Annotated in this window: 12 protein-coding genes; 9 read left to right on the forward strand and 3 right to left on the reverse strand. The window is 63.4% G+C overall.

Translation table 11 applies throughout. From position 1 onward, the window contains the following. Positions 1–93 precede the first annotated feature (93 nt). The 7 genes from N542_RS0115050 (at position 94) to N542_RS0115080 (ending at position 6,719) form a co-directional block, all read left to right on the forward strand. On the forward strand, positions 94–552 hold the full coding sequence (locus tag N542_RS0115050; RefSeq protein ID WP_028644632.1) for a DUF4395 domain-containing protein: 459 nt from the start codon (positions 94–96) through the stop codon (positions 550–552). Positions 553–629: 77 nt separating this feature from the next. Continuing rightward, entirely contained in the window at positions 630–1,478 is an 849-nt protein-coding gene (locus N542_RS0115055) for a sulfurtransferase (RefSeq protein ID WP_028644633.1), read from the forward strand. Next, complete coding sequence (locus tag N542_RS0115060) at positions 1,478–1,774, forward strand: DUF1416 domain-containing protein (RefSeq protein WP_028644634.1); 297 nt, start codon at positions 1,478–1,480, stop codon at positions 1,772–1,774. The genes N542_RS0115055 and N542_RS0115060 overlap by 1 nt, the downstream gene beginning before the upstream one ends. Before the next feature lie 330 nt (positions 1,775–2,104). Next, the gene (locus N542_RS0115065) at positions 2,105–2,494 is read left to right on the forward strand and encodes a hypothetical protein (RefSeq protein ID WP_155993123.1); all 390 of its coding nucleotides are present in this window, start codon (positions 2,105–2,107) and stop codon (positions 2,492–2,494) included. 118 nt (positions 2,495–2,612) lie between these two features. Beyond that, the gene (locus tag N542_RS0115070) at positions 2,613–4,355 is read left to right on the forward strand and encodes a DUF4012 domain-containing protein (RefSeq protein ID WP_028644636.1); all 1,743 of its coding nucleotides are present in this window, start codon (positions 2,613–2,615) and stop codon (positions 4,353–4,355) included. A gap of 202 nt (positions 4,356–4,557) precedes the next feature. Next, on the forward strand, positions 4,558–5,511 hold the full coding sequence (locus N542_RS0115075) for an NAD-dependent epimerase/dehydratase family protein (RefSeq protein WP_028644637.1): 954 nt from the start codon (positions 4,558–4,560) through the stop codon (positions 5,509–5,511). 32 nt (positions 5,512–5,543) lie between these two features. Beyond that, positions 5,544–6,719 (forward strand): glycosyltransferase, encoded by a 1,176-nt coding sequence (locus N542_RS0115080; protein ID WP_197025982.1) that lies wholly within the window; start codon positions 5,544–5,546, stop codon positions 6,717–6,719. A gap of 10 nt (positions 6,720–6,729) precedes the next feature. Here the strand turns inward: N542_RS0115080 and N542_RS28305 are convergent, their stop codons facing one another. Both N542_RS28305 and N542_RS0115090 read right to left on the reverse strand, forming a co-directional pair. Further along, positions 6,730–7,242, reverse strand: coding sequence for a serine O-acetyltransferase (locus N542_RS28305; protein WP_051551855.1), 513 nt, complete (start codon positions 7,240–7,242; stop codon positions 6,730–6,732). A gap of 31 nt (positions 7,243–7,273) precedes the next feature. Further along, positions 7,274–8,569 (reverse strand): hypothetical protein, encoded by a 1,296-nt coding sequence (locus N542_RS0115090; protein WP_028644639.1) that lies wholly within the window; start codon positions 8,567–8,569, stop codon positions 7,274–7,276. Positions 8,570–8,791: 222 nt separating this feature from the next. Between N542_RS0115090 and N542_RS0115095 the strand changes: the two genes are divergently transcribed. Further along, on the forward strand, positions 8,792–10,081 hold the full coding sequence (locus N542_RS0115095; protein WP_269319776.1) for an oligosaccharide flippase family protein: 1,290 nt from the start codon (positions 8,792–8,794) through the stop codon (positions 10,079–10,081). A 16-nt stretch (positions 10,082–10,097) separates the two neighbouring features. Here N542_RS0115095 and N542_RS25055 read toward each other — a convergent pair whose 3' ends face one another. Next, complete coding sequence (locus N542_RS25055) at positions 10,098–10,574, reverse strand: serine O-acetyltransferase (RefSeq protein WP_051551856.1); 477 nt, start codon at positions 10,572–10,574, stop codon at positions 10,098–10,100. Positions 10,575–10,684: 110 nt separating this feature from the next. On the opposite strand from N542_RS25055, the gene N542_RS0115105 reads away from it, so the two are divergent. Then, entirely contained in the window at positions 10,685–12,061 is a 1,377-nt protein-coding gene (locus N542_RS0115105) for a polysaccharide biosynthesis tyrosine autokinase (protein ID WP_028644641.1), read from the forward strand. The last annotated feature ends 5 nt before the right edge of the window (positions 12,062–12,066 follow it).

Below are 12,066 nucleotides of genomic sequence, written 5' to 3' on the forward strand. Positions count from 1 at the left end.
TCGGCGCTCTGTCGAATGCGCTGACCGAGCCGCGCCCTCAGCTTCCTCGCTGACCTGCGTGGTCCCGTCCACGCCAACGTCCGCAGGAGAGACATGTCCTCGATCACCACGCCGCAGCACGCCGGTCCGGGCGCCGGCATCGACCCGCGCGGTCCGCAGTTCGCCGCCGGGCTGACCTCGCTGGTGCTGATCGTCGTCCTGCTGCTGGCCCCCAGCACGGCAGCGACCGTGCTCCTCGGCGTCCAGGCCCTGCTGTTCGCGGTCGGGGCGGCCCGCGGGGTCCAGCACACGCCGTACTCCTGGCTCTTCCGGACGGTGGTGCGGCCCCGGCTCGGTCCCCCCGACGATCTCGAGGACCCGGCGCCGCCGCGGTTCGCCCAGACGGTCGGCCTCGGCTTCGCGCTGGTCGGGCTGGTGGCATTCATCGCCGGCGCCGACCTGCTCGGTGAGATCGCGGTCGGCTTCGCGCTGGTCGCGGCGCTGCTCAACGCGGTCTTCCGCTTCTGCCTCGGCTGCGAGATGTACCTCCTCCTCAAGCGGATCGGTGGTTGAGGAAGGACGAAGTCCTGTCTCGAAACCACTCCACACACCCCCGCGCCTCTTCCTCGGCGCACAAGAAAGGTAGAAACATGACCCGCGAGAACACCCTTGTCACCGCCCAGTGGGTGGCGGACAACCTCAACGACCCGAAGGTGGTGCTGATCGAGGTCGACGAGGACACCACGGCGTACGACAAGGGCCACATCGAGGGCGCCATCAAGCTCGACTGGACGACCGACCTCCAGGACCAGGTGCGTCGCGACTTCGTCAGCAAGGAGCAGTTCGAGGCGCTCCTCTCGAGCCGCGGGGTCGCGAACGACGACACCGTCGTGCTCTACGGCGGCAACAACAACTGGTTCGCGGCCTACGCCTACTGGTACTTCAAGCTGTACGGCCACCAGGACGTCAAGCTCCTCGACGGTGGCCGCAAGAAGTGGGAGCTCGACTCCCGCGAGCTCACCGCCACCCTGCCGAGCCGCGAGGCGACGTCGTACACGGCGCAGGAGCAGGACTCCTCGATCCGTGCCTTCCGTGACGAGACCGTCGCGGCGATCGGCGTCAAGAACCTGGTCGACGTGCGCAGCCCTGACGAGTACGCCGGCCGCCTCCTCGCGCCGGCCCACCTCCCGCAGGAGCAGGCGCAGCGCGCCGGCCACGTGCCCACCTCGATCAACGTGCCGTGGAGCAAGGCGGCCAACGACGACGGCACCTTCAAGTCCGACGACGAGCTGCGCGAGATCTACGGCGCTGCGGGCCTCGACGACACCAAGGAGACCATCGCGCTGTGCCGTATCGGCGAGCGCTCGTCGCACACCTGGTTCGTGCTCAAGGAGCTGCTCGGCCACCAGTCGGTCAAGAACTACGACGGCTCCTGGACCGAGTACGGCTCGCTCGTCGGCGTGCCCGTCGCCCTGGGCGACGAGCCCGGTGAAGCCTGATGTGCGGGGCGACTGAAGGGGGCCTGTCCCTCGACGGCATCGACGTGAAGAAGGAAGCGATCGTCCAGGGGCAGGTGCTGCGCGACGGCGAGCCGGTCGGCAACGCCTACGTGCGCCTGCTCGACCGCACGGGCGAGTTCACCGCCGAGGTCCCGACCTCGGCGAGCGGGCACTTCCGGTTCTTCGCCGGCGACGGCGAGTGGACGCTGCGCACCCTGGCGCCCCAGGCCGACCCGGTCGACAACGCGGTCACCGCAGCCGTCGGCAGCGTCGCCGAGGTCGTCGTCGCGATCTGATTGCGAGCAGCAGGGGCTCCCGCCGGTGGCGGGAGCCCCTGCTGCATCTCGGCAGGTGGGATAACCGAGTGAAGTGGTCCAGATCACTTCGGCCCTCGACCCCCAGTGCCAGGCGCCGTTCGCAATAGCCCGAACGGGTCACTATCGGCCCCTGGGGCGTGAACATGAGGGAAAGCTACCGACGGGTCCGTGACGAAGGCGTAAATTCTGCGCCTCTCGCGCTCCAAGATCACGCGACGACAGCACATATCCCCAATCTTTGTGATTGGATTGCCGCTCCAGACCCGAGTTACCTCATGGGGAGTCCCAATGAAGAAGTTCCTTTCCGGCTTGATCGCAGCGTTCATGCTGTCGGCTGGCTTTGTTGCGGTCTCCGCTGAGACCGCGCAGGCCGCGTGCAAGCCCACCCGCTACGTGCAGTGCACCGCCACGACGCCCAAGGCGTCCGTGCCGAAGAAGGTCAAGAAGAACAAGAAGGCCAAGGTCGGCGTCACGATCCGCACCCAGGGCAACAAGAAGGCCCTGGGCACCGTCACGGTCGTCATCAGGGGCCCGAAGGGCTTCAAGACCTACAAGAAGACGGTCTCCTACAAGGGCAAGCGGATCTCGGTCCTGACGTCCAAGTTCAAGAAGAAGGGCACCTACAAGGTGACCATCATCTTCAAGGGCAAGAGCCCCTTCAAGGACTCGAAGAAGACCTACACGATCAAGGTCAAGTAGTCATCTGACTTCTGCGCGAAGGGAGCGTCGGCATCGCCGACGCTCCCTTCGTCACATTTCGACAGCGTTCGCTGACACCGTGGCCAGGTGCCGCACTGACACTAGATAGGTTCTCCGCATGCGTAGACGCAGGGTCTGGTCGGCCATCTGGATCATCGTGGCCGCCGTCGTCCTGGCCGCTGCCTGGGCGGGTTGGACTGCCTACCGCGTCAACAGGGATCTCTCGGCCGCCGTCGGTGACGTCACGGTGCTGCGTCAGGCGATCGAGGATGGCGACGACGAAGCCGCCGATGCCGCGCTCGTCGAGCTTGAGGACCACAGCGGCTCGGCCGTCGGTCGAACCGACGGACCGACGTGGGCGCTCCTGGAGCACCTGCCGTCCGTCGGTGACGACGCCCGCGGCGTCTCCGTCGTCAGCGCCGTCGTCGAGGACCTGACCAAGGACGGCATCCGCCCTCTCGTGCAGGTGTCCAGCGATCTGGAGTCGATCGTCCCGAGTGGCGGCATAATCGACCCCGCGGCCGTCGAGAGCCTCCAGCGGCCGGTGGCAACCGCCAGCGCCGCCTTCACCGTCGCAGACAATCGCCTGTCGGCAGAGGACTCGAGCGGGTACGTCCAACGATTGCGCGGCAAGTACCGCAACCTCGCCGGTCAGGTCGACGACGCAGCCACTGCGCTCGACAGTGCTGAGACGGCGGTCCAGGTCCTTCCGGCGATGCTGGGGGCGGACAGCCCACAGAACTACTTGCTCGTCTTCCAGAACAACGCTGAGATTCGCGCTACCGGCGGTCTGCCCGGAGCAGTCTCGCTAGTTCGGGCTGACGGCGGCGAGGTCAGCATGACCCGGCAGGTCGCGGCCAACACCTTCGGCTACACCGACAAGCCGGTCCTCCCACTCACCGCGGCCGAGGAGGAGATCTACGGCGACATCATGGGGACGTTCTTCCTCAATGCCAACCTTCAGCCCGACTTCCCACGCGCCTCTGACCTGTGGAAGGCGCGCTGGGAGCAGGTGTATCCGGAGAAGGTCGACGGGGTGCTCTCGATCGACCCGGTAGCAATCTCTTACGTCCTAGGTGCGACTGGCGCGATCAAGGTCGACGGCATCACCCTGACCCAGGACAACGTCGTCGACGAGCTGCTGCACAAGGTCTATATCCGTTACAAGGATCCCGACGACCAGGACACGTTCTTCCGCGCTGTCGCCAGCACGATGTTCGATGCGATCTCCAACGGTACCGACGCGCCGCGAAACCTGATCTCTGCGCTCGCCCAGGGTGCGGGCGAGCATCGGGTCTACGTTCACGATTTCAACGACGAGGTCCAGTCCGAACTCAGCGGCACGGCTGTCGCTGGTGAGCTCGTGACGAGGGCTGGGCGCGAACCGCAGGTGGGCGTCTACCTCACGGACGCGACGGGCGCAAAGATGTCCTACTACCTGCGCTACGACGCCGCGGTGACTGCAACGTACTGCACCGACGACGTGCAGGGCCTGACAGGGCACCTTCGCCTGATGTCGGATGCGCCGACCGACGCCGCCAAGCTGCCGCCCTATCTCACGGGCGGAGGCTTGTACGGCGTGAAGGCCGGCAACCAGCTGGTGTTCATTCGGCTGTACGGGCCGGTGGACGGCTCAGTCTCCGCCGTGGCTCTCAACAGCGAGCCCATCACTGGATTCCCAGCGGTCGACTCAAGAGGTCGCAAGGTGTTCACGGCGATCGTAGAGCTCAAGCCGCAACAGAAGGCGGACCTCACCTGGCAGATGAAGTCCGGTGCCCGCCAGACGGGCACCATCCGTGTCAGCGTCACACCGTCGGTTGAGCAGGGCGACACCTCGTCCTTCGTTCGAAGCGCTTGTTGATTCGCTATCCCGGCCGTCGATCGTAAGGGAACGCTTCGGCCGGCGCTATTTCTAACAATGGCGGTTCGAGCGCGGCTGTGAGAACCCTAGAACTCCGTCGATGCGTACACATGTAATTCCATCGCCCGTAACAGGCGATGCACTCGTGCACGGTAGACTGCCCGGGTTGTAGGTTAAATTAAAGTCGAAGTAAGGATGAGGCGTGAAAGCTTTAGTGACAGGTGTTGCGGGATTTATCGGAAGCACCTTGGCGGCCCGCCTGCTCCAAAGCGACGACGTCGAGGTCGTCGGAGTTGACTGCTTTTCCGACTATTACTCTCCCGACATCAAGAGGCGCAATTTGTCGAGCCTCCTCACTAATAGTCGTTTCACATTCGTCGAAGCTGATCTCTCCACTGACCCAGTCGAGGAACTGGTCCGAGACGTGAACTGGATTTTCCACCAAGCAGGACAGCCTGGTGTACGGAAGTCGTGGGGAGCGGACTTCCAGATCTACGTCGACGCCAACGTCTCGGCGACTCAGCGACTGCTCGAGGCAAGTCGGGAGTCATCGTCGCTGAAGGCGTTCGTCTACGCATCGTCATCGTCTGTCTACGGCGATGCTGAGCGTTACCCCACTCGTGAGAGTGACCGACCGACGCCACTGAGCCCGTATGGCGTCACGAAACTCGCGGCAGAGCATCTCTGCGTCCTTTATGCCAAGAATTTTGGCGTGCCCACCACCTCCCTTCGATACTTCACTGTCTACGGGCCCGGACAACGGCCCGACATGGCATTCCACAGGTTTGTAAGGGCTGCGATCAGCGATGAGTCTCTGACGGTCTTTGGCACGGGTGAGCAGGTACGGGAATTCACTCACGTCTCGGATATTGTTGCCGCCAATATCCTCACTGCACGGGCCGAGTTGCCTGGCGGCACGGTCATCAATCTTTCAGGCGGAAGTGCCGTTTCCGTGAATGAGGTATTGGATCAGATCGCTGATATTCACGGCTCTCCTCTTCGGGTCGAGCGGGGCAATCCCGTTCCCGGGGACGTCTTCCGAACCGGCGGCAGCACGGAGCTGGCCCAGACCCTCCTCGGGTGGAGCCCCGTCATTGGAATTCGCGAAGGCCTGGAAAGCGAGTACCACTGGATGGCCAAGTTGCTCGAGGGATGACGATGCCGCACTCATCGATCGATGACGCCAGCATGGCAGCCGAGCTCGGCGCGACTTGGGTGGGACCCAAGCGGGTGGCGTTCGTTGTCAACAACGACCGATCTTTCCTCAGCCACCGGGCGACTTGGGCGACGGCTTTGCAGGCCTCGGGGTCCTCGATCGTCGTCGTCGCGGAGGACACCGGTCGACGGGATCAGGTGGAGAGTTTAGGGATCAGGTTCATCGACGTTCGGATCGGCCGAGAGACCTCGAGTATCGCATCGACCCTGGTTGCTTCCCTGCGCATTCTGGTGGTTCTGCTGCGACTTCGACCGAAGACGGTGTTCTTGTCGGCGTCGGTCGCTTACACGATCGGGTGGCCCGCCGCCCTGATTCTTAGGCGCAGCAAATTCATTCGGTTGATCGCGGGCGCCGGGATGGCCATGTCGGAGTCCAGGATGGGGTCGCTCGGCAGCAGGGTCGTGGTTGCTTCCGCGAGGACGTCCGCACGACTTCGAAACGTCTGGACCGTCTTCCAGATCGAGCAGGACCGGGAGCTCTTCGGCCGGTATCAGATGTATCACGCCGATCGCGCGTCCCTCGTACCCGGGACGGGCATTCGCGCGGAGGGCTGGGCGCGGGACGACGCTGGCCCGATGGCCCCGCCGCGAAAGGTTCTCTTTGCGTCCCGTATCTACTGGGAGAAGGGCATCGGCGAGTTCATCGACGCCGCACAGCTCCTACTGGGCGAACCTTTCGAGTTCGTCGTCGCCGGCGGATTCGACGAGGGGGTGGAGTCGGCGATCGACCCGGCGACCGTCGAGCGTTGGCTGGCACTGCCAAACGTCCAGTTTACGGGACACGTCGACAACATGAGGGCGCTGCTTACCGATGCGTGGCTCCTGGTCTTTCCGACCAAGCATCCGGAAGGTACCCCCCGCATCCTGATCGAGGCTGCGGCCAACGGGCTCCCCGTGTTGTGTTCGAATATTGCCGGCTGCGTGGCGGTCGTCGAGCACCAGCGCACGGGAATCGTGATGGACTCGACCGACGCGGCAGTCATTGCATCTTGGATCCGTAAGCTCGACCAGGACGACGAGCAGTGGCGTCGCCTCAGCAACGAGGCTCAGGAAGCCGCACAGAAGCGCTTCGATCTGTCTGTGGTCCTGCCCGACATCTTGGCGCTGGCTGGCGCGCACGAGAGGGTCGCCAGCGGCCGAGTGAGCTGAGACGGCTGGGTCAGCCTCCGCTAGCCAGTCCCCCGCCGAACTTTGCTGGGATAATCCGTGCTGGAACTCCGACAGCGGTGGCGTAGTCGGGCACGTCAGTCAGCACCACCGCGTTGGCGCCGATCTGTGCACCGTTGCCGACCCTGATCTCACCGATGACTTTGCTTCCGGCTCCGAGATACACGTCGTTGCCGATCACCGGCCAGAGATAGTTCCTGTTCCCGACGGTGACGCCTTGCTGAATGTGGCAGTTCGTGCCGATCGCAGCTCGGGGACCGATCACAACGCCCTGCGGGTGGAACAGCTGGAGCCCCCGCCCGATGTCGGCCTGCCAGGCGAGATCGGCACCGGTCAGGACATGGTTGAACTGCTTGATCGCGAAGGCTGGGAGGGGGTGGACGCGGCCAGCCAATTGGGAGAGACGGAACAAGAACACGCACCATCCGCGAACAGTCGCCAACTTGCCGAGCCCTTGCGATCCGTCTGTCAGGTCCTGGGTCAGAAACCGCAGAGTCGCACTCATGTCACAAGCCTAATGTGGGAGGCGTCCACGGTCAGGTACCGACGTCGCCACGGTGCGGGAGATCCCCCTTCAGCGAGGGCGATGGTCCAGAATGTCTTGGCACCCGGGTTGCGTCCGCGGAAGGTCGCGGCCGAGGCGAAGGTCGCGACAGCATCAGGTAGACGACCGCCGGTACGAAGTTCGCGAACGCCTTGTCCAAGCTCCCGACGAAATTGCCACCCACCGCCGCGAGCCACGTGATGGCGAAGAGATAGCCCACAAGCAACTCCGGAGAACGGATTGTCCGGATCTTGTGGTTCAGGTACTCCAAGCCAACCCCGTAGAAAGTTGCGCCAATGCAGACACCGACGAGTCCACCGGCCATGTAGAACCATCCCGGCACGCTGACGCCGAAGGCGACACCTTGAGCGAGGACCAAGGGGAAGAACGTGTTCATGAAGTCGTCGTTCGCGCCTGTGAGCCACCGCGACGGGTCCGGATCGATATACCCGGACTGTGAGATTAGGACGAAGTTGGACATCCCATCGAAGTTCCGATGCTGGAACAAAGAGTCGACGTTCAACACAGCCGACAGGCTGATCGGTTCCCCTGTGGTCAGGTACTTGGTAAGGGGGTCGAGGAGTAGAAGCGCGCCGACGGCCACGAGGGCCGCGATAATGAGCCGGCCGTATCTCATGCGTCGACCGCTGGCGATGAGCAGGATGACCGCAATCGCTGCTGGCCAGAGAATGCGGCCCCGCGACTCCGTCAGGGTCACGGAGGCCGCGAAGATGCCGAACGCCAAGAATCCGAGCGCATACCGCCTCGCTGCTATGGCCTGCGCGAGGATAATCGCCACCGCGAATTCCCCGAAGTACACCACGGTAGTGACCAGACGCCCCTGCCAAGACTTCACGAGTTGGGACCGGAAGCCAGTGGCGTTGCTGTACTGGACGCTCAGGTAGATGTTGGCCAGGACGCCGGCGAGCAGGAAGATGATCAGGACCGTCAGCTGACGACGCGTCAGCGGCTTCAACAGGATGCTCGACGCGTTTGGGATCGCGCCGCGCCGTGTCGTCGGCCTCGCCAGCATGATGCCGAGCGCAACGAAGAACAGGAATATTGCGAATCCCCACGCTCCGCTGACAAACATCTCTTCCATCGACTTCGTCGAACCGAGGGCCGGAAAATCGTCGAGGTAGAAGTCGTGCGCTATCCCGTATATCTCGGGAAGTATAAAGAAGAGCGTCGCGAAGAGAACAAAGAATGCGGCCGGGTTGAAGAATGTAAGAAAAATGCCGGCATCTTTCGGCGCACGCGACAGCCGGATGATTGACGTCAGCAGCACCAGCTGGACTGCTAGCGGAATGAGAGCATTCAACGTGAAGTTCCCTGCGTGGCCTTGTCGGTGTGACCAGATAACTTAGTGGGATTTGTCTTGTCTACGTTTGATCTAGGTTGCCGTCCGGCGCGCTGACTACCACTATACTTTGCGTCAGACGCGCGGTCCACGCCCCTCGCGTCTGCCATCGATGCGGCCGCCAGCAGTCGGCTTAAAAAGGAGTCGGAAATTAGCGGAAGTCGCAAAGCGGTAGCACTAGTAGCGATCGCCAATGTCGCTCGTGCGGGGAGTTTGGCAGTCTCGATGTTTGTGCTCGCGCGAGCACTGGGCCCGACCGGTCGCGGGGAGGTCGCGGCCGCTCTCGCACCGATGACTGCCGCGTCCGCGGCCTTCGCCGGAGGGTTGCCCGATGCAGTCTCGCACTTCGTGGCCAGGTTTCCGACATCTGCGCGCAAGGTCCTGGTGCGCGGTCTGTGGATGGCTTTGGTACTGGGCGTTCTTGCTGCCGCCACCGTGGCCTCGTTCGCTGGCCTACTCGGCGGCGGGAACGATGGTTTGGCCGAAATGATCATGTGGGTCGGGCTGGCGACTATTCCCACGATCGGGATCGTTGTACTCCGGGCGCACTCTTCAGGGCGAAGACTATGGCGTCGCGTTTCATTCGAGGCCATAATTGCTGGCTCGATTCAGATTGTCGGACTAACTGCGTTGTGGGCGCTTGGTCAATTGCATGTTCAGTATGCACTCATCGTCATGGTATTCGGCGCCGCCGCGGGCGGACTTGTTTATATCGGTGCGAAATCGTCATCCGACGAACTGCGCGATGACGAAGTCTCTTACGAGATGCTGGGGCGTTATAGCGCTGGCGCATGGCTCGGCGCGATAGGTATGGTCGGAATGACATATCTGGACCAGATGTTGATGACTCCGCTCTCGTCTGTCGAGCAATTGGGAATTTATGCGCTCGCAATCAACATTGCGTCGCTGCTGAGCGTCGTTACGGTATCGATCCGAAGCGTCGTCCTCGTGAATGAATCGGCGGCAATCGACTTCGAACGGTTGGCGCGGCATGCGAGGTTCTCACTAGTGCTGAGCCTGGTTCTCGCCCTGGCGACAGCGGTCACGCTCCCATTCCTGGTGCCGCTGATATTCGGCGATGCGTTCGCGGCTTCGGTAGTGCCCGCACTCCTGCTCCTGCCTCCGCTGGTCATAACGGCAAGCGGGTCGGTTGCCACCGCGGGCCTGATGGCCCTGGGTCGCCCGTGGTTGAGGAGCATCTCGATTGCAATCGGGATGGTTCTTAACGTCGTGCTGGTGGTCCTGCTGGTCCCGCCTTTCGGGGCCATCGGCGCCGCGCTCGCGATGCTGGCCAGCGCTATCCCGCCGTTGCTGAGCATCCTGTTCCTGCGGAGGTACTACGGGTTGCGAGTCAGGGACTTCCTGATTCCTCGACCGGCCGACGTGCGCGGACTGCTCTCGATGCTGGGTGGCATCGGGCGCGGTCGAGGCGAAAACTAGCGTCTGACGCGGGCGGTCACCCGCGCGGCCACTCGCCGGGCTCCGCCGGTGCTGTGGCAGCTGCGGATGAGGTCGTGACCATCGCCCGGACCACATGACCGGGCGGGACGTCGTCCGTCACCAGCGCGTTCGCGCCGATGATAGACAGCGCGCCAACCGTCACCCCGCCGACGATGCTTGCACCCGGCATGAGGCACGCGCCGTCCTCGATGCGAGGGTAACCGCCACGACGATCACGACCGAGAGTCACGTTCTGGTAAATCGTGACGTCGTCTCCGATTCGCACTCCTTCGCCGATCACGATGCCGATCGGGTGCGGAGTGCTCAGACTGGACGGAATCGCATACCTAGTGGAGACGTCGCAGCCGTGGAGACTGATCAGCAGGTTGCGCCAGATATAGGAGCGCCATCCGCCGAGGCTGGACAGCCGGATCAGGCTCGCCGCCCGGAGGCGTGGCGTAGCGGCGGTTTGTAGCGCTGATAAGACGGTCACGCTGCTGAACGATACCGGCGGACCCGGCGCTGCGCTGGCGGCCGCCAAAGAGGAGATCCCGCGCCGTGCCACTAGGATTCCCGCAGACATACTCAGAGGGGGTTCGGCTCGTGGAGCTTGGCGATTATCTGCGACTGCTGCGCCGCCGTTGGCTTACGATCGCAGTCGTAGCGTGCATTGTTTTCGGTGGAGTCGTCGCTTACACGCTCGCTGTGACCCCTGTCTACCAGTCGAGCACGCGGTTGTTCGTGACGACCCAGACATCAGACACGGCGTCAGACCTAAATCAGGGTGGCCTGTTCTCTGCCCAACGCGTCAGCTCTTACGCCGACTTGGTGGCGAGCCGAGATCTCGCCACCGCGGTCATCGATCGGCTGGGGCTCGACCTCACGCCGGATGAGTTGATCGACAACGTAAGCGCGACCGTCGTCCCGGAGACCGTCAACCTGAAGATTTCATACTCCGATCCGAGCCCGCGCGAGGCGCAAGCCATTGCACAGGGCTACGCGGAGAGTCTGGTTGACCTCGTCCGTCAATTGGAGACGCCGGTCGGCACGACCGATGCCCCGATCAAGGCCACGATCGTCGATGCGGCGTCCCTGCCCACCGACCCGCTCAGTCCTCGTGTGGCGAGGAACCTGGCGCTGGGCCTGGTCCTCGGTCTGCTCCTCGGAGTCGGCGCCGCGCTTCTGCGGGACCTCCTCGACACCACAGTTAAGTCCGAGGAGGACATCGCGCAGAAGCTCGACGCCCCGATTCTCGGTGGGATCGCGTTCGACGGTAGCGCACGCCAACGACCTCTGGTCACCTCGCTCGAGCCGCATGCTCCGAGGGTCGAGGCGTTCCGCGTGCTCCGCACGAACCTCCAGTTCGTGGAGGTGGATAGCGCGCATAAGGTCTTTGTGGTCACGTCGGCTGTGCCTGAGGAGGGAAAGTCGACGACCTCTGTCAACCTGGCCATCACCATGGCTCAGGCGGGGCATAAGACCTTGTTGATCGAGGGCGACCTCCGTCGCCCGAAGGCCACATCGTCGCTTGGTCTCGACAATGCGGTCGGCATCACCACACTTCTCGTCGGAAAAGTCAAACTGGAGGACGCGATCCAGCGTTACGCCGAGGCTGACCTAGACGTTCTGGCGAGCGGGGCGGTTCCTCCCAACCCTGCTGAATTGCTGCAGTCCAACGCCATGGCGCAGTTGCTCGACCGCTTGCGCAGCGAGTACGAGGTCATCATCGTTGACGCGCCACCCCTTCTTCCCGTCACGGACGCAGCTCTGCTGGCATCCCAGGCCGACGGTGCAATCATCGTTGTTCGGTTCGGGAAGACGACGAAGGATCAACTCGGCCAGGCGGTGCAACGGCTCCAGCAGGTTGATGTCAGTCCGGTAGGTGTTGTCCTGAACATGGTGCCGAACAAGCGTCGCCACGGGTACGGGTACGGCTACGGGTACGGCTACGCCCCTGAAGAGGCTCGTCCGAACGACTGACGGCT

Origin of the sequence: Nocardioides sp. URHA0020 (assembly GCF_000620705.1) — a bacterium.
Taxonomy (GTDB): Bacteria; Actinomycetota; Actinomycetes; order Propionibacteriales; family Nocardioidaceae; genus Nocardioides.

Coding starts and splice junctions, on each gene's coding strand:
- N542_RS0115055 (WP_028644633.1), top strand. CDS start 630: ATGACCCGCGAGAACACCCTTGTCACCGCCCAGTGGGTGGCGGACAAC.
- N542_RS28305 (WP_051551855.1), bottom strand. CDS start 7,242: ATGAGTGCGACTCTGCGGTTTCTGACCCAGGACCTGACAGACGGATCG.
- N542_RS0115080 (WP_197025982.1), top strand. CDS start 5,544: ATGGCAGCCGAGCTCGGCGCGACTTGGGTGGGACCCAAGCGGGTGGCG.
- N542_RS0115070 (WP_028644636.1), top strand. CDS start 2,613: ATGCGTAGACGCAGGGTCTGGTCGGCCATCTGGATCATCGTGGCCGCC.
- N542_RS0115050 (WP_028644632.1), top strand. CDS start 94: ATGTCCTCGATCACCACGCCGCAGCACGCCGGTCCGGGCGCCGGCATC.
- N542_RS0115060 (WP_028644634.1), top strand. CDS start 1,478: ATGTGCGGGGCGACTGAAGGGGGCCTGTCCCTCGACGGCATCGACGTG.